General features: G+C 70.4%; 15 protein-coding genes, 5 pseudogenes and 1 riboswitch. Of the genes and pseudogenes, 2 read left to right on the plus strand and 18 right to left on the minus strand.

What is annotated here, in order from left to right:
- The 14 genes and pseudogenes from JK364_RS56370 to JK364_RS48100 all read right to left on the minus strand — a co-directional run.
- A pseudogene (locus tag JK364_RS56370) lies at positions 1–193 on the minus strand (hypothetical protein); the annotation flags it as partial.
- Positions 187–734 (minus strand): annotated as a pseudogene (locus JK364_RS48050) (acyl-CoA dehydrogenase family protein); the annotation flags it as partial. The pseudogenes JK364_RS56370 and JK364_RS48050, both read right to left, overlap by 7 nt.
- 35 nt (positions 735–769) lie before the next feature.
- Positions 770–1,327: an NADPH-dependent FMN reductase gene (gene ssuE / locus JK364_RS48055; protein ID WP_201857777.1), complete on the minus strand. Its 558-nt coding sequence runs from the start codon at positions 1,325–1,327 to the stop codon at positions 770–772.
- Between the two features lie 41 nt (positions 1,328–1,368).
- Positions 1,369–1,571, minus strand: a pseudogene (locus tag JK364_RS56375) (dimethylsulfone monooxygenase SfnG); the annotation flags it as partial.
- A 32-nt stretch (positions 1,572–1,603) separates the two neighbouring features.
- Positions 1,604–2,752: an LLM class flavin-dependent oxidoreductase gene (locus tag JK364_RS48060; protein WP_201857778.1), complete on the minus strand. Its 1,149-nt coding sequence runs from the start codon at positions 2,750–2,752 to the stop codon at positions 1,604–1,606.
- Positions 2,745–3,836, minus strand: a complete 1,092-nt coding sequence (locus JK364_RS48065; RefSeq protein ID WP_201857779.1) for an LLM class flavin-dependent oxidoreductase — start codon at positions 3,834–3,836, stop codon at positions 2,745–2,747. Before JK364_RS48065 ends, JK364_RS48060 begins: the two co-directional genes overlap by 8 nt.
- Positions 3,833–5,206 (minus strand): NtaA/DmoA family FMN-dependent monooxygenase, encoded by a 1,374-nt coding sequence (locus tag JK364_RS48070; protein ID WP_201857780.1) that lies wholly within the window; start codon positions 5,204–5,206, stop codon positions 3,833–3,835. Before JK364_RS48070 ends, JK364_RS48065 begins: the two co-directional genes overlap by 4 nt.
- A 21-nt stretch (positions 5,207–5,227) precedes the next feature.
- Entirely contained in the window at positions 5,228–6,436 is a 1,209-nt protein-coding gene (locus tag JK364_RS48075) for an LLM class flavin-dependent oxidoreductase (protein ID WP_201857781.1), read from the minus strand.
- A 77-nt stretch (positions 6,437–6,513) separates the two neighbouring features.
- Complete coding sequence (locus JK364_RS58300; protein WP_372462083.1) at positions 6,514–6,657, minus strand: putative leader peptide; 144 nt, start codon at positions 6,655–6,657, stop codon at positions 6,514–6,516.
- A gap of 2 nt (positions 6,658–6,659) precedes the next feature.
- Positions 6,660–7,385 (minus strand): GNAT family N-acetyltransferase, encoded by a 726-nt coding sequence (locus JK364_RS48080; RefSeq protein ID WP_201857782.1) that lies wholly within the window; start codon positions 7,383–7,385, stop codon positions 6,660–6,662.
- A gap of 89 nt (positions 7,386–7,474) precedes the next feature.
- Positions 7,475–8,500: an ABC transporter substrate-binding protein gene (locus tag JK364_RS48085; protein ID WP_201857783.1), complete on the minus strand. Its 1,026-nt coding sequence runs from the start codon at positions 8,498–8,500 to the stop codon at positions 7,475–7,477.
- A 63-nt stretch (positions 8,501–8,563) separates the two neighbouring features.
- Positions 8,564–9,361, minus strand: coding sequence for an amino acid ABC transporter ATP-binding protein (locus JK364_RS48090; RefSeq protein WP_201857784.1), 798 nt, complete (start codon positions 9,359–9,361; stop codon positions 8,564–8,566).
- Complete coding sequence (locus tag JK364_RS48095) at positions 9,358–10,338, minus strand: amino acid ABC transporter permease (protein WP_201857785.1); 981 nt, start codon at positions 10,336–10,338, stop codon at positions 9,358–9,360. Before JK364_RS48095 ends, JK364_RS48090 begins: the two co-directional genes overlap by 4 nt.
- 322 nt (positions 10,339–10,660) lie before the next feature.
- Positions 10,661–10,769, minus strand: a riboswitch (SAM riboswitch).
- 180 nt (positions 10,770–10,949) lie between these two features.
- Positions 10,950–11,438 (minus strand): annotated as a pseudogene (locus JK364_RS48100) (TauD/TfdA dioxygenase family protein); the annotation flags it as partial.
- A gap of 145 nt (positions 11,439–11,583) precedes the next feature.
- Between JK364_RS48100 and JK364_RS58305 the strand changes: the two are divergent.
- Positions 11,584–11,703, plus strand: a pseudogene (locus JK364_RS58305) (hypothetical protein); the annotation flags it as partial.
- Between the two features lie 361 nt (positions 11,704–12,064).
- The gene (locus JK364_RS58310; protein WP_372462085.1) at positions 12,065–12,388 is read left to right on the plus strand and encodes a hypothetical protein; all 324 of its coding nucleotides are present in this window, start codon (positions 12,065–12,067) and stop codon (positions 12,386–12,388) included.
- 35 nt (positions 12,389–12,423) lie between these two features.
- On the opposite strand, the gene JK364_RS48110 is transcribed toward JK364_RS58310, so the two are convergent.
- From JK364_RS48110 to JK364_RS57345, 4 genes are all read right to left on the minus strand, one after another.
- A complete protein-coding gene (locus tag JK364_RS48110; RefSeq protein ID WP_201857786.1) occupies positions 12,424–13,893 on the minus strand; it encodes an MFS transporter in 1,470 nt (489 codons plus the stop codon).
- The gene (locus JK364_RS48115) at positions 13,894–14,079 is read right to left on the minus strand and encodes a hypothetical protein (protein ID WP_201857826.1); all 186 of its coding nucleotides are present in this window, start codon (positions 14,077–14,079) and stop codon (positions 13,894–13,896) included.
- Positions 14,080–14,114: 35 nt separating this feature from the next.
- The gene (locus JK364_RS56380; protein ID WP_201857787.1) at positions 14,115–14,360 is read right to left on the minus strand and encodes a PLP-dependent transferase; all 246 of its coding nucleotides are present in this window, start codon (positions 14,358–14,360) and stop codon (positions 14,115–14,117) included.
- An 81-nt stretch (positions 14,361–14,441) separates the two neighbouring features.
- On the minus strand, positions 14,442–14,570 hold the full coding sequence (locus JK364_RS57345; protein WP_269146421.1) for a hypothetical protein: 129 nt from the start codon (positions 14,568–14,570) through the stop codon (positions 14,442–14,444).
- Positions 14,571–14,618: the final 48 nt, after the last annotated feature.

Here is a 14,618-nt window from a genome sequence, read left to right on the forward strand (position 1 = left end):
CCTCACCCGACTTGAGCACACCCTCACCACATAAACACAATGGGCAACAGGATCGCGCAGAGTCGAAGGCGGGGTGTGCCGCCAGCCGTCGTGCGTACGCCCACACGTGGGGGTGCTCGGTGATGCGGTGCACCGTGGCGGCGTCCAAGTGGTGGCGGTGCGCCGTGTCCCGTTGCACGAGCGCCACCCACACCGGGGCGGCTTGGTGCCGCCCAGCACGTACCGGCCGATGTGCTGGACCTTCCAGCGGGACGGGTCGTGCAGGGTGTGGGTGCGCGCGTCGCGCCAATGGCGGTGCAGGCCCCAGGAGTCGAGCGCCGAGCGGGTGCCGGAGACCTCGAAAAGGGCGCGTGGCGACCTCCACGGCGGCCTCGGCCGCCGTCACTTTTCGCGGTGGCCACCGCGATCGAGGCCTCGGCGGCCGAGTCGTCGGTCAGCTCGGCGCTCTCGAACCAGGGGCGGCTCTTGGTGCGGACGAACTCCACTGCCTCGGCCAGCGCACCGGAGGCGATCCCGGCATCGATGGCCGCGTGCAGCAACTAAGCTACCCCGCCGTGGAGTTGGGGGCCTTGGAAGGTGAGGTGGTGCGGTACGACGCAGTCGGCGGCCACGGGCACCGACTCCAGGCGGACGGTTCCGCTGGCGGTGGTGCGCTGTCCCATGCCGTCCCAGTCGTCGACGACGGTGAGGCCGGGCGCGTCGCGCGGGACGTATTCCACGTGCAGGGTGTCGTCCCTCTCGGCGTCATCCGCGATGACGTGCGCGACGCTCATCCGGCGGCCGCCAGCAGCGTCGTCCGCCCGCTCAGCGCGGCCGAGAACTGGTCGGTGACCTGCGCCAGTGCCTCGGCCGATCCCGGCGCGACGGTCAGCGTGCCGTCCTCGCCTACCGTGATGTCCTTGTCGAGCGTGAACCAGCCCGGCGTGATGTGTGCAGGGCCCATGGAGGCCAGCACCGGGCGCAGGGCGTAGTCGATGGCCAGCACATGGGCGGTGGAGCCCCCGGTGGCCAGCGGCAGGACCGTCTTGCCCGCCAGGGCGTACTGCGGGAGCAGGTCGAGCAGGGACTTCAGCAGTCCGGAGTAGGCGGCCTTGTAGACGGGGGTACCGATCACCACGCCGTCCGCCTGCTCGAACAGGGCGGTGGCCCGGACGATCGCCGGGTGAGCGAAGTCTGCCCCGAGCAGCGCCTCGGCAGGCAGGGTACGAACGTCCAGCGCAGTCACCTCGTGCCCCTGCGCGATGAGCCGCTCGTCCAGGTGGCGCAGCAGCCGAGCGGTGCGGGAGGTGGCGGAGGGGCTTCCGGAGACGGACAGGACAGTGGCCATGGGAGGACCTTTCGGTTCGTCGTTTCGTGTGCGGGCCGCGGTCAGGCGTGGGCGGCGGCGGGCTCTGACGCGGCTTCCTGTGCCTCCAGTTCGCGCACCAGGGGCAGCACCCGCTTACCGAAGTCGACCTCCTCCAGGTAGTGCAGGAAGCCGAGGAGGAAGAGGTCGACGCCGAGCCGCTTGTAGGCGACGTCCGCTCGGTGATCTGCTCAGGGGTGCCGATCAGACCCGTGCGGGAGCCGTCGCGTGCAGCCGGTCGGTGGGGATTCCCGAACATCAGCTCGACTGAAGGGAGTGACCCCGTCGGCGCCATTCCTCCGCGAGCAGTTCGTACGAACGGACCCGGTCCGTGTGGTCGTGGGTGATCGTCGTGATGAGCAACTCGTCGGCGCCCGTTGCCTCCTGGAGTTGTTCCAACTGGTCGGCCACCCGGCCCGGTGAGCCGACGAACTGGGTGTCGAGGCGGTCCTGGACGAGGGCGCGGTCCTCGTCGGTCCATGGGTGGGCACGCGCTTCCTCCGGCGTCGGGTACTCGATGGCGCCCTCGGCGGTGCGGATGCTGCGAACCCACGGGCCATAGCCGGTGGCGAGTGCGCGGGCAGTGTCGTCGCTCTCGGCGACGACGACATCCGCCGAGACGCTGACGTACGGCTTGTCGAGGAACTCGGAAGGCTGGAAGAAGGACCGGTAACCGTCCAACGCCTCCAGGACCGTGGCCGGGCTGACGTGGTAGTTCGCCGCGAACCGCAGACCGTTGTGGCCCGCGACAGCGGCGCTCTGACCACCGCTGCTGCCCAGGATCCACACCTCCACCTCGGCGCCCTCCCCCGGCACGACGTGCGCCTCGACGCCCTCCGGGGAGCGGTAGGTGCCGGCGAGCAGGGCGAGGATGTCGTCGATCTGCTCCGCGTAGTCCTGTGACTCGGCGCCCGGCAGTAGAAGCAGCCTCCGCTGCAGCGCGATGCGGGGTGACCCGAACAGATACTCGAAGGAGAAGCGGGGCGGGATCAACAGGCCGTTCGGGGTGCGGCCGTCGACGACCGGGGTCGCCGTCGGCAACGGTGCGGCCGGCTGTCCCGGCGGGCGGCCGCCCGAGCGGCCCAGGCCCAGATCGAAGCGGCCCGGGTGCAGCGCGTCGAGCAGGCCGAACTCCTCCACCGTGGACAGCGCCGTGCGGTGCCCGAGCTGCACGGCCCCGGAACCGAGCCGGACGGTGGAGGTGGCGGATGCGGTCAGGGCCAGGACGACCGCGGGGGACGTGCCGGCCACGCCCGGATTGAGGTGGTGCTCGGCGAACCAGTAGCGGGTATATCCGAAGCGCTCGACCTGCTGTGCGAGGTCGATGGAGTTGCGCAGGGCATCGGCTGCCGTCGAGCCGGAGGGGATCGGGACCAGGTCGAGAACGCCGAGGGCAGTATCAGACATGGACGGACTCCTGGGTGAGCGGTGGGGCCGGAAGCACGGGTCCCCACACGAACGGCGGGTCCGGGATCTCGCGGCGCAGCACGGGGGCGACCTTGGACTGGAACAGCTCGAGGGAGGCACGGTGCTGGGGCTCCGTCAGCCCGCTCGCGTCGGCGTGCAGGTGGAGCACAGTGTGACCGAACTGTTCGTGGTAGCGGTGCACCTTGTCGATGACCTGCCGCGGGCTGCCGATCAGCGCGGAGCTGCGCTCGACGAAGTCCTCCAGCGTCTCGAAGACGACCGGCAGGCCCGCCTTCTTGAAGAAGGCCAGGTTGGACTCGAAGATCGGCCGGTATGCGGCGAGGGCCTGCTGGGAGGTGGGCGCGACGTGGATGCCCGCCGTGCCCGCGCCGACGGCGATGTGCGCCGGGTCGTGGCCGTAGTGTGCCCAGCGCTCGCGGTAGTGGCGGATCAGCTCGGCGTATGGCTCGATGGGGTGGGTGACGTTCGCCGAGAAGAGCGGGTCGCCGTAGCGGGCGGCCAGGTCGACCGACTCCTTGCTGGTCGCGCTGCCGTGCCAGACCCGGACCGGCCGCTGATACGGCCGTGGCCACACCTCGGCGTCCGTCAGCGGGGGACGGAAGCGGGTGGCGGCGGTGACCTTGTCCTGGCGCCAGATCTTCCGGAAGACCTCGTAACTCTCGGCGTTGCGGTCCCACTGGTCCTCGGGCGTGACCTGGAACAGGTCGCGCTGAGCGGCGCCGTTGCCCTTGCCGATGATCAGGTCGAGGCGTCCGTTGGACAGGTGGTCGAGGGTGGCGTAGTCCTCGTATGCCCGGACCGGGTCCAGCAGGCTGAGCGTCGTGACGGCCGTGAACAGGCGGATCCGCTTCGTCAGGGCGGCCACTTGGCTGAGTACGACGGTCGGTGAGGAGGAGATGAACGGCCGCTCGTGGCGCTCCCCCACGCCGAAGCCGTCGAAGCCCAGCTCCTCGGCGAGCAGGGCGTTGTCGAGCACTTCACGGAAGCGGTCGTGGGTCGACTTCCGCACGCCGGTGACCGGATCCGGCCGGTGGACGATAAGGGTGATCGCGAGGAACTTCACGACGCGGCCCGGTCGTCGGCGGCGTCGGGGTGCTCGAGGCCCAGGTGGTGGCGGAGGGTGGGGCCCTCGTACTCGGTGCGGAAGACGCCCTGTTCCTGCAGGAGCGGGACGACCTTGTCGGCGAAGTCGTCGAGGCCGGTCGGGGTGATGTGTGGGACGAGGATGAAGCCGTCGCTGGCGTCGGCCTGGACGTAGTCGTTGATGGTCTTGGCGATGGTCGTCGGGGAGCCGATGAAGGCCTGCCGGTTGCCGGTGTTGATGACCAGGTCGCGGATGGACCAGTTGTTGGCGGCGGCCAGCTCGCGCCACTCGCGGGCGGTGGCCAGCGGGTCGCGGTACATCCGCACCTGCGCGCGGCCCTTGGAGATGTGGTTGTCGCTGACGTCCGGGTCGATGTCGGGCAGCGGCCCCTCCGGGTCGTAGGAGGACAGGTCCCGGTTCCAGACGAACTCCAGGTGCTTGAGGGCGGTGGCCCCGCTGACCTGCTGCCGGCGCACCTCCCTGGCCAGGTCCTCCGCCTCGGCGTCGGTGTCGGCGAGCGCGAAGGAGGCGGCGGGCAGGATCAGCAACTGGTCGGAGCGGCGGCCGTACTTGGCGAGGCGGTTCTTGACGTCCGTGTAGAAGGCCTGGCCCTCCTTGAGGGCGGCGTGCCGGCTGAAGATTGCGTCGGCGGACGAGGCGGCGAACTCACGGCCCTCCTCCGAGTCGCCGGCCTGGAAGACGACGGGACGTCCCTGCGGGGAGCGCGGGACGTTGAACTGGCCGTGGATGTCAAAGTGCCGGCCGGTGTGGACGAAGGAGCCGACCTTCGCGTCATGCAGGAAGACACCCGTGGTCTGGTCGGCGACGATCTCGTCGCCGTGCCAGGAGTCGAACAGCTCGTTCGTGGTGGTCAGGAACTCCTTGGCGCGGGAGTAGCGCTCCTCCTGCTGGAGGAAGCCGCCGCGGCGGAAGTTCTCGCCGGTGAAGGCGTCCCAGGAGGTGACGACGTTCCAGGCCGAACGGCCGTCGGAGAGGTGGTCGAGGCTGGCGAACTGGCGGGCCACCTCGTACGGCTCGTTGAAGGTGGAGTTGATGGTGCCGGTCAGACCGAGGTGCTCGGTGACGGCGGCGAGCGCGGCGAGGACGGTGAACGTGTCGGGGCGGCCGACCACGTCCAAGTCGTAGATCTTGCCGTCCTGTTCGCGCAGTCTGAGGCCCTCGGCGAGGAACAGGAAGTCGAACTTGGCGCGTTCGGCGGTGCGCGCGAAGTGGGCGAAGGAGCTGAACTCGATGTGGCTGCCGGCCTTCGGGTCGCTCCACACGGTGGTGTTGTTGACGCCGGGGAAGTGCGCGGCCAGATGGATCTGCTTCAGCGGCTTGCTGGTCATGTCGGTGCGGTCCTTCCGGCTTCAGGCAGCGACGTAGCGGTTGGCGGGGCGGGCGAGGCCGAGCAGGCCGCGCAGGGTGTCGGCCTCGTAGGCGGTGCGGAAGACGCCCCGGCGCTGGAGTTCGGGGACCAGGCCACGGGTGATGGCGGGCAGGTCGTGACCGGCGACGGCGGGCCGCAGCCGGAAGCCGCTTAGGCCCTCCGACGCGAACTCCTGTAGCAGGTCGGCGAGTTGGGCGGGCGTACCGGCGAAGACGCGGGCATCGCTGGTGTACGGCTCCCCCGCGAGAGCGTCGAGGCGTGCGCGTCGGTCCTCCGCGGCGGCCTGCTCGTCGTCCAGGAAGACCACCAGGTCGCCGAAGACATGCAGGAGCTCACCGGCGCGTCCGGCCGTCTCCTGCTCGGCGCGGATCTCAGCGACGATCGCCCGGGCGTGCCCGGTGTCCTGCGGGGTGACGTAGCCGACGTCGGCCTGGCGGGCCACCAACCGGTAGGGGACGGTCTGGTGGGCGAGGGCGGTGACCAGCGGCTGGCCCTGCGGCGGGCGCGGGGTGATGGACGGGCCCTTGACGCTGAAGTGCTGGCCCTCGAAGTCGATGTAGTGCAGCTTGTCCCGGTCGATGAAACGGCCGGTGGCGACGTCCCGGATCTCGGCGTCGTCCTCCCAGCTGTCCCAGAGCCGGCGCACGACCTCGACGTAGTCGGCGGCCTCGTCGAAGAGGTCGGTGAGCCGCTCCTGCCCGGCCGGGCTCTGCAGTTCGCTCAGGTCGATCAGCGGGAAGGCGCGGCGGCCGAAGTGGCCGGCCTCGTGCGGCCGGGCGGAGATCTGCACCCGCAGGCCCGCGCGGCCGGAGCTGACGTAGTCGAGGGTGGCGATCGCCTTGGATATGTGGAAGGGCTCCGTGTGGGTGGCGATCACGGTCGGGACCAGGCCGATGTGCCGGGTGAGGGGCGCGACGCGGGAGGCGGTCAGGACGGCGTCGAGGCGTCCGCGGACCTGGTCGGTGCGGCCGTCCAACTTGCCGAACTGCGAGGACTGCAGGCCGAGTCCGTCCTCGATGGTGACGAAGTCGAGCAGGCCGCGCTCGGCCTCGGCGACCAGGTCGGCCCAGTAGGCGGCGGTGAACAGGTCCCGGGGGCGGGCGACTTGCTCACGCCAGGAGGCGGGGTGCCAGCCGGTGCCGTCGAGGGCGACGGCGAGGTGGAGACGAGAAGCGGGAGTTGAGGACACGAGGGTGCCTTCCTGGAGGTCCGTACGAGATCGCCGGCCCGCGGGAACCGGGGCGCACGGCGGCTGGGGAAACGGGGTCAGGAGCTACAGAGGGAGCCGGCCACGCGCTGGAGGTCGATGTGGGGCCGGGAGTGGAGGCGGACGGCGCGGAGTACACGTGTCACGTGTCGCACCTCCGTCCGAGCGGTCCACACAGTCGCCTTCGACAAGGACAACGGCACGGCTATGCCGTTTCTTCCAGGGCGGCGGCTCCGGTGTGCCGGACGAGCGAGAAGACCGTACGGCGGCGCAGGGTGAAGCCGATCGACTCGTACAGCCGGATCGCGTTCGCGTTGTCGGCCCTGGCGTGCAGGAAGGGCCACTCGTTGCGCTCCTTGATGCCGACCGCGACGGCGCGGACCAGGCGGGTGGCCAGACCTCGGCCGCGATACGCCGGGTCGGTGCACACGGCGCTGATTTCCGTCCAGCCGGGTGGATGGAGGCGTTCGCCGGCCAAGGCGATCAGGTGACCGCGGTGGCGGATGCCGAGGTAGGTGCCCATCTCGACGGTACGGGGCAGATAGGGGCCGGGTTCGGTGCGGGCGACCAGGTCCAGGATCTCGGGCACGTCGTCGGGGCCGAGCCGTACGGCCTCGGGGTCGGGCTGCGCGCGCAGGCCGGTGTCCACGAGCTGGACGCCGTGGCCGGTTCCCACGACCTCCCAGCCGACCGGCGCCTCGGTGACGCCCCGCACCGAGGCGGTGCGGCCGGGGCCGACGAGCGCGGCGAGGTCGGCCCAGGCGCGCGGGTCGTCCTCGTCGGAGACGGCGTGGAAGGGGGCTACGTCGGGGTGGTATCGGACGGCGCGCCCGATTCGTTCGGCGAAGTGGCTGTGCGGGCCGGTGAGCGCGGCCCAGGCGGGGTTGTCCAGGATGTGCGAGGAGCTGGCGTCGAGGGTGGTGACGGACATGGTGTGGCGGTCTCCAGGGTGCGGCTCGGGGTGTCCGGCGCGCGGGGACTCCACCGTGGGGCGGTGGCGGAGTCCCCGGCAGGCGGCGGTCAGGAGTTGTCGAGCGGCAGTCCGGGCGGGTTGACCTCGGACTTGGCGACGGCCTCGTTGGAGAGGTTGTACGCCTTGAGCCACTCGGCGTACTGACCGTTCTTGATCAGGTGGTTGATCGCGTCGGCGAGCGGCTCGGCCAGGCCGCTGTCCTTCTTCGCCGTTGCCGCGATCAGGCCCTGCAGGCTCGCGCCCGCGCCGGAGTAGGTGCCCGCGGTGCGGGTGGCGTTGGGCGTGTTGGCCACCTGACGGTTGTGGTAGGCGAAGCCGGGGTTGGGACCGAAGGAGGCGTCGATCTTGCCGCTGTTCAGGGCGAGGTAGGTGCTGGGGCTGTCCTGGAAGTACTTGACGGTGAGCTTCTTGCCCTCCTTGGCCAGCTTGTCCTTCCACTCCAGGAGGATCTTCTCCTGGTTGGTGCCGGAGCCAACGGCAATCGTCTTGCCGGCGAGGTTCTCGTAGTTGCCGTCGAAGTTCCAGGTGCTCTTCTTCGGCGCGATGAAGGAGAGGTTGTCCTGCCGGTAGGAGGCGAACTCGTACTTCTTCTTGCGCTCCTCGGTGTCGGTGACGTTGGAGAAGGCCACGTCGACCTTGCCGCTGTCGATGCCGACGAACAGGTTCTCCCACGTGGAGTTCTTCACCTCGGGCTCGAGGCCGAGGACGCTGGCGACCAGGCGGCCGAAGTCGGGCTCCGCGCCGGTGAGGGTCTTCTGGTCGCTGCCCACGTAGGCCAGCGGCGGGAAGCCGGCCGGCAGGGCGCCGATGCCGATCTCCAGCTTGCCGCTCTTCTTGACGGCGGCGGGCAGTTCGGCGCTGATGGACTTGACCTCGGAGACCTTGATGGTGGTCTCGGTGGCGGCGCCGTTGGAGACACGTCCGATGACGACCTCGCCGGACTTGGCGCTGTCGGTGGTGGTGGCCGCGTCGCTGTTGCCACCGCAGGCGGCGAGCCCGGTGGCCAGGGAGGCGACGGCGGTCGCCGCGGTGATGCCGCGTATCAGGCTGCGTCGGGTGAACTGGGTGGGCATGGCCGTTCCTTGTCGCTGAAGGTGATGAGGGTGGCGTGGGGGAGGTCTTGGGGATGCGGCAGGTCAGAGGACTTTGCTGAGGAAGTCCCTGGTCCGCTCGTGCCGCGGTGTGTCGAGGACCTCGGAGGGCGGGCCCTGCTCGATGATCCTGCCGCCGTCGATGAAGACGACCCGGTCGGCGATCTCGCGGGCGAAGCCGATCTCGTGGGTGACGATGACGAGGGTAGTGCCGCTGGTCGCCAGGTCCTTGATGACGGCGAGGACTTCACCGACCAGTTCGGGGTCGAGGGCGGAGGTGGGCTCGTCGAAGAGGATGACGCCGGGGCGCAGGGCGAGGGCGCGGGCGATGGCGACGCGCTGCTGCTGGCCGCCGGAGAGTTGACGCGGGTAGGCGGCGATCTTGTCGGCGAGGCCGACCCGGTCGAGGAGTTCGCGGGCGAGTTTCTGGGCCTCGGGCTTGCCGAGCTTCCCGGTGGCGACGGGCGCGGCGGCGACGTTGTCCAGCACGGTCAGGTGCGGGAAGAGGTTGAAGTTCTGGAAGACGAAGCCGATCCGGCCACGCTGGGTGAGGATGGCCCGCTCGCTGAGCTCCTTCAGCCGGTCGCCGTGCCGTTTCACGCCGATCAGCTCGCCGTTGATACTGACGTAGCCGATCTCGGGCTTCTCCAGGTGGTTGATGACCCGCAGCAGGGTGGACTTGCCGGAGCCGGAGGGGCCCAGGATGACGGTGACCTCGCGGGGGCGGACGGTCAGGTCGACGCCGTCCAGTACCCGGTGGGTGCCGTACCACTTGTGCACGTCGTGCACCTCGACAGTGGCGGCCTCGACGTCCGCCAGGGCTTCGAGCGTCTCGGCGGTCATATGGCGGCCTCCCGGCGGATGCGGGCCCGCAGGTCGGAAAGACCGGTGCGGAGCTTCTGCAGCGGCGTCGGCGGCAGGCTGCGGGTGGCACCGCGGGCGTAGTGCCGCTCGACGTAGAACTGGACGACGGACACGACGCTGGTGAGAATCAGGTACCAGACGGTGACGACCAGCAGCAGCGGCACGATGTCGCCGGGATAGGTGGAGCCCATGGTCTGCGCGGAGCCGAACAGGTCGAGCAGGGAGACGTAGAAGACCAGCGAGGTGCCCTTGATCAGGCCGATGAGCTGGTTGACGTAGTTCGGGATGATCGAGCGCAACGCCTGCGGGAAGACGATCCTGCGGAACTGGTAGCCCTTCGGCAGGCCGAGCGCGGCGGCCGCCTCGTGCTGGCCCTGGTCGACGGAGAGGATGCCGCCGCGGACCACCTCGGCCGCGTAGGCGGCCTCGTTGAGGCTGAGGCCGATGACGGCGACGACCATGTCGGTGGCGAGTCTCGACTCGTCGAAGGTGAAGAAGGCCGGGCCGAAGGGGATGCCGACGCTCAGCGTCTTGTACAGGGCGCTGAAGTTGTAGAGGAAGATCAGCACCACGATGAGCGGGATGGAGCGCAGCGCCCAGACGTACGTCCAGCTGACCGCGCGCAGCACCGGGCTCTTCGAGAGCCGGGCCAGTGCGAGCACGATGCCGCCGACAAGGCCCAGCACCGCGCTGTAGGCGGTGACTTCGAGGGTGATCAGCAGGCCGTCGAGGATGGTGGGGCGCAGGAACCAGTAGCTCCAGCGGTCCCACTGGTAGAAGGGGTTGGTGACCAGTCCGTGCACGAACTGGGCGACCAGGACCAGCACGACCGCGGTGACGATCCAGCGGCCGGGACGGCGCAGCGGCAGAACCCGCTGGGCTGTGAGGGATCTCGGCGGTTCGTCGGCGGTCGGCGCCTCGGGGAGGGTGGCGGTGGCGCCAGGGGGTTCACTCATGGTGGGCTCCGGCTGGGTGGGAACACCCCGGAAGCGCGGCGGCATGCGGTGGCGCACACGACGGCGAGGTACCGGGCGGGGAGGGAAACGGCACACCGCGGGCGCGGTGTTCGTCAGGAAGTGCGGGGGCTGCGGGGAGGTGTCAGCCTCGACAGCGGGCGCGGCCCGGTGCGGTACACAGTGCGCTGTTCACGCGGAGCAGATCGACGGCGCGATCGGCGACAAGAGGGTTCGGGTACGGCTGTACGCAGCCCTGAGGGCGGCGTGCTGCCCTCCTGGGAGCTGCGTACATGGCGTCACCGTCACTGTTCCGGCCCCAGGGGCCTCGCGCTTACCGAAACTTCATCGGTCGGGTCTTCACCTGGGGCACCCCACCGCGGTGGGAGGGTTGCCGGTCAGCAAGCCAGGGCTTGTCGCTGACGCTCATGACCGTTCTGGGCGGTAGTTAAGACAACGGTTCGAACATTTGTCAACGCCGGTCCAGCGGGTGGAACGGCCGGCGGGCGGCGTGGGCCGTCCAGTCCCCAGCAACAATGCGAGGGCACGCACACTGGGTCGGGCGTGATCGCCTGTTCCGGGTGCGTGCCCTCGCGGGCGGTCCGATCAGCGGGTCAGGCCGGGACGACCGCGCCGTCGGTGGATGCGCCCGAGGCGATTCCGTACGCCGGCTCCGGCACGGATTCGGGCGTGAGCAGCGCCGAGCGGCGGCCGTCCACGCCCACCGGCACGTCACCGTCGATGGTGATGCGGCGCAGGGTGCGGGTGTGGTCGTCCGAGTCGTCCACGCCGTAGTGCTGGGTGGCGCGGTTGTCCCAAAGCGCGACGTCCCCGACGCGCCACTGCCAGCGGACCGTGTTCTCCGGGCGTTCGATGTGCGACTGGAAGACGTTGATGATCGCGCCCGAGTCCCTGCCGCGCAGGCCGGTCAGTCGCTGCACGAAGTTGCCGAGCAGCAGGACCCTTTCGCCGGTCTCCGGGTGCACACGCACCACGGGGTGCTCGGTCTCGAACTTGGTCGATGTGAACACCTTTCGGAACTGCCGCAGTTCAGCGGATGGCGCGTCGGGGCGTACGGCGGCGTAGTCGTAGTCGTTGGCGAGGGCGGCGCCGAAGGCAGCCGCAGCTACTTCAGCCGCTTCGCGGGCCATCCGCGCCTCCCGGAGGACTGGCCGACGGACGTGGAGCGCGACCCGGAGCTGATCGGGCGGCCCGCGCAGCCTGGTGCACTATCCGCGCGGCTGGGCGATGGCGTCGAACACGCCGTTCCGGTTGTACAAGCGGCACACGTACGCGGGTGGGGTACGGGTTCCGTTCCTGATCTCGTGGCCGCGCGGGCTGCGCCGCGGCCCCGGCGACGACGGCGTGCGCCACCAGTACCAGTACGTGACGGACCTGGCGCCAACCCTGCTGGAACTGGCTGGAGTTCGTCGCACCGGCGACGGCGTTCCGCCTGATCGCCTTCCGCTCTTTCACGGTCACGGTCGAACTGGACTCGTACGAGGAGGGCGACGCGGGCGTCCTCGTCTCCCACGGCGACCAGGGTGGCGGCTACAGCCTGTACATCGAGGACGGCCGACTGCGCCTCGCCTACAACGAGTACGGGGCGCTGCGCGAGACGGACGCCCGCCCACTCCTCCCGGACACCCGCACGATCCTCCTCACCGCCACCGCCGAGCCCGGCCTGCGCCGGCGCTTCGCCCTGTCCGTCGACGGGACGGAACGGGCCTTGGCGGAATCGGTCCACCAGCTAATCGGCATGGCTCCGTTCCAGGGCATCAGTGTGGGAGTGGCCCGCAAGTCGCCGGTCTCCTGGTCGCTGTACGAACGACATGGCGTCTTCCACTACACCGGCACCCTCCGCTCGGTCACCTACCGCGCGGGCGCCGCGGGACCGGACTCACCAGCGGCCGTGGCCCAGGCCCTGCGTGACGCGGCGGCGGAAGCGGTCAACAGGGCCGCCGCGCCCAGGACAACGAGGACGGGCGTGTTCTGGTCGAACTCACGTGTTGTCCTTGGGCTTCGGTGGGGTGAAGGGGCCGGTGAGGCGTGACGGGCGGCGAGGTGTGGCATCCGCGCCACGGGTGGTCAGGTCGTCTCCTTGGGGAGGGGGACCACGCCGGCGTTGTTCGCCGACGCGAGTGCCGACGGGCGGGGCGGCGTGGCGGCCCGGCGCAGCAGGGACAGCAGCAGGGCGACGGCGAGCAGGCCCGCGCAGACACAGGAGGCCAGCGCGTACCCGGCCCGGGGGTGACTGCCTCCCGGCGGACCAGAAGCGGCGTGCAGGTACACCGCGGGGACGGCGCTGAGGCAGACGGCCGCCGCGATGCGCTGGGCCATCTGCAGGATCCCGCCACCCACTCCCGCGGCCTCTGCCGGAGCGTGCTGGAGCACCTGGGTCTGGTTGGGCGAGACGGTGAGCCCTCCGGCGACGCCCGACATCAGCTGCGTTCCCGCCAGAGCCATGGGCAGCACCGCCGTCGGCATGCGGAGCGCGACCGCCGCCCCCGCCAGGGCGGCACCGATGCCCAGCGTCAGGCCGACGGTCACCGTACGCGGTCCGATCCGCCGCACCAGCCGCCAGGCGAGGGCCGAGGAGATGCCCATCCCGACCGCCCCAGGAAGGGTGACCGCCGCCGTGAGCAGAGCGGACAGGCCGAGCCCGTCCTGCAGGAAGACGGTGAGCACGAGGAACGCGGCCAGTGAGGAGCCGAACTGGGCCATGGCAACGGCCGTGCCCAGCATGTACGGCTTCGACGAGGTCAGCGCCGGGTGCACCAGCGGGAGACGGCCGCGCCGCACCCGCAGTCCTTGGTGCACGACGAAGACGGCCGCCAGCGCGCACACCATGGTGCCCCACACGAGTGCCTCTACCCCGCTGCCCGGAGTGCGGATGAAGGGCACCATCAGCGTCAGCGTGCAGCCGCACAGCAGACCGAGGCCGAGGACGTCCAGCCGGGAGTTGCGGGCGGTACGCCGGGGCGGGGGCAGCCAGCGGGCAGCGAGGGTCAGGGTGAGTACCGCGCACGGTGAGCTCAGCAACAGGCAGCACCGCCAGCCCGCCTCGGGGCCGAGTCCGGCGACGAGGGCACCGCCCAGGGGCGGGCCGAGGGCTGTGGCGACGCCGCCGGTGACCGCGTACAGGCCCAGCGCGCGGCCGCGGGCCTGACCGTGGAAGACATCCTGAATGGTGCCGATCACCTGCGAGTTGACGATCCCGGCCGCGGCCCCCTGCACGAGCCGCGCGCCGATGAGGGGCCCGGGCGCTCCTCCGGTCGCGGCCGTCACCCCGGCCAGGAGGAAGACCGCCATCCCGGCCATGAAGAGACGCTTGCGGCCGTGCAGGTCACCCAGGCTGCCGCCGGGGACGAGGGCCAGGCCGAAGGCCAGCGAGTACCCGGCCACGATCCACTGGATGTCCGCCCCGGTGGCCGCGATGGACTGGCGCATGCTCGGGACCGCGATGTTCAGGACGGCCTGGTCCAGCAGGGTCGTAGCACCCGCCGCCATGCACACCAGCAGCACCCGTCGTGCGGCGCGGTCTTCTTTCGGGAGCATCTACGCCTGCCGGGACGGCCGTGGCAGGCCCAGGTGGTCGCAGAGCGTACGACCCGTGCAGTGAGTACGGAACAGACTGCGTCGGCGCAGCTCGGGGATCACGAGCTCGGTGAAGTCGCACGCCGTCACGGCCAGGACGGCCGGGACCGCGGCGGCGGCGAGCCGGACATCGGTGCTGCGGCGCATGGCGGATCTTGCTCCCTGGGTGCGTGAGGTGTGGTTCACACGGCGGCTGCCCGCAGACCGGTTTCGAGGTCGGCGATCAGGTCGTCGGCGCCCTCGATGCCGACTGACAGCCGCACCGGCCCGGGCGTGACACCGGCCACGAGCTGCTGGTTTGGGGCGAGTTGGGCGTGCGTGGTGGAGGCCGGGTGGTGGAGCGGGAGATGTCGATGACAGGCAGGACTGGGACTGGGCCATGGGGGGTTTCCTTCACGGCAGTGCGGATGCGCGCGCCTCACAACCACGCCCGGAGAGTGGCTGCTCGAGGACGAGAGAAGGCTGCAGGCAGAAAGAGAAGAGCGAGATCGCGAGCCGTCGAACGGCGATCAGCAACAGACCTGGTCGAACTGGTCGGCGCGGCGGCTCACCCAGAACGGGTCGAGCAGCACCGTGTGCGCCGGGCCGGTGGTCTCCATGGCCGGATCAAAGCACAACGGGAAAGTTGCGTCCACCATGCGTCCCAGCGGATGAGATGCCCCTCCGCCATGGTCGGCCTTGACACT

The organism is Streptomyces endocoffeicus (assembly GCF_016741935.1).
Lineage (GTDB): Bacteria > Actinomycetota > Actinomycetes > Streptomycetales > Streptomycetaceae > Streptomyces > Streptomyces endocoffeicus.

Excerpts from the sequence above, each read along its gene's own strand:
- ssuE (WP_201857777.1), bottom strand. The coding sequence starts at position 1,327 with ATGGCCACTGTCCTGTCCGTCTCCGGAAGCCCCTCCGCCACCTCCCGC.
- JK364_RS48060 (WP_201857778.1), bottom strand. The coding sequence starts at position 2,752 with ATGTCTGATACTGCCCTCGGCGTTCTCGACCTGGTCCCGATCCCCTCC.
- JK364_RS48070 (WP_201857780.1), bottom strand. The coding sequence starts at position 5,206 with ATGACCAGCAAGCCGCTGAAGCAGATCCATCTGGCCGCGCACTTCCCC.
- JK364_RS48080 (WP_201857782.1), bottom strand. The coding sequence starts at position 7,385 with ATGTCCGTCACCACCCTCGACGCCAGCTCCTCGCACATCCTGGACAAC.
- JK364_RS48085 (WP_201857783.1), bottom strand. The coding sequence starts at position 8,500 with ATGCCCACCCAGTTCACCCGACGCAGCCTGATACGCGGCATCACCGCG.
- JK364_RS48090 (WP_201857784.1), bottom strand. The coding sequence starts at position 9,361 with ATGACCGCCGAGACGCTCGAAGCCCTGGCGGACGTCGAGGCCGCCACT.
- JK364_RS48095 (WP_201857785.1), bottom strand. The coding sequence starts at position 10,338 with ATGAGTGAACCCCCTGGCGCCACCGCCACCCTCCCCGAGGCGCCGACC.
- JK364_RS48110 (WP_201857786.1), bottom strand. The coding sequence starts at position 13,893 with ATGCTCCCGAAAGAAGACCGCGCCGCACGACGGGTGCTGCTGGTGTGC.
- JK364_RS48115 (WP_201857826.1), bottom strand. The coding sequence starts at position 14,079 with ATGCGCCGCAGCACCGATGTCCGGCTCGCCGCCGCCGCGGTCCCGGCC.
- JK364_RS57345 (WP_269146421.1), bottom strand. The coding sequence starts at position 14,570 with ATGGTGGACGCAACTTTCCCGTTGTGCTTTGATCCGGCCATGGAGACC.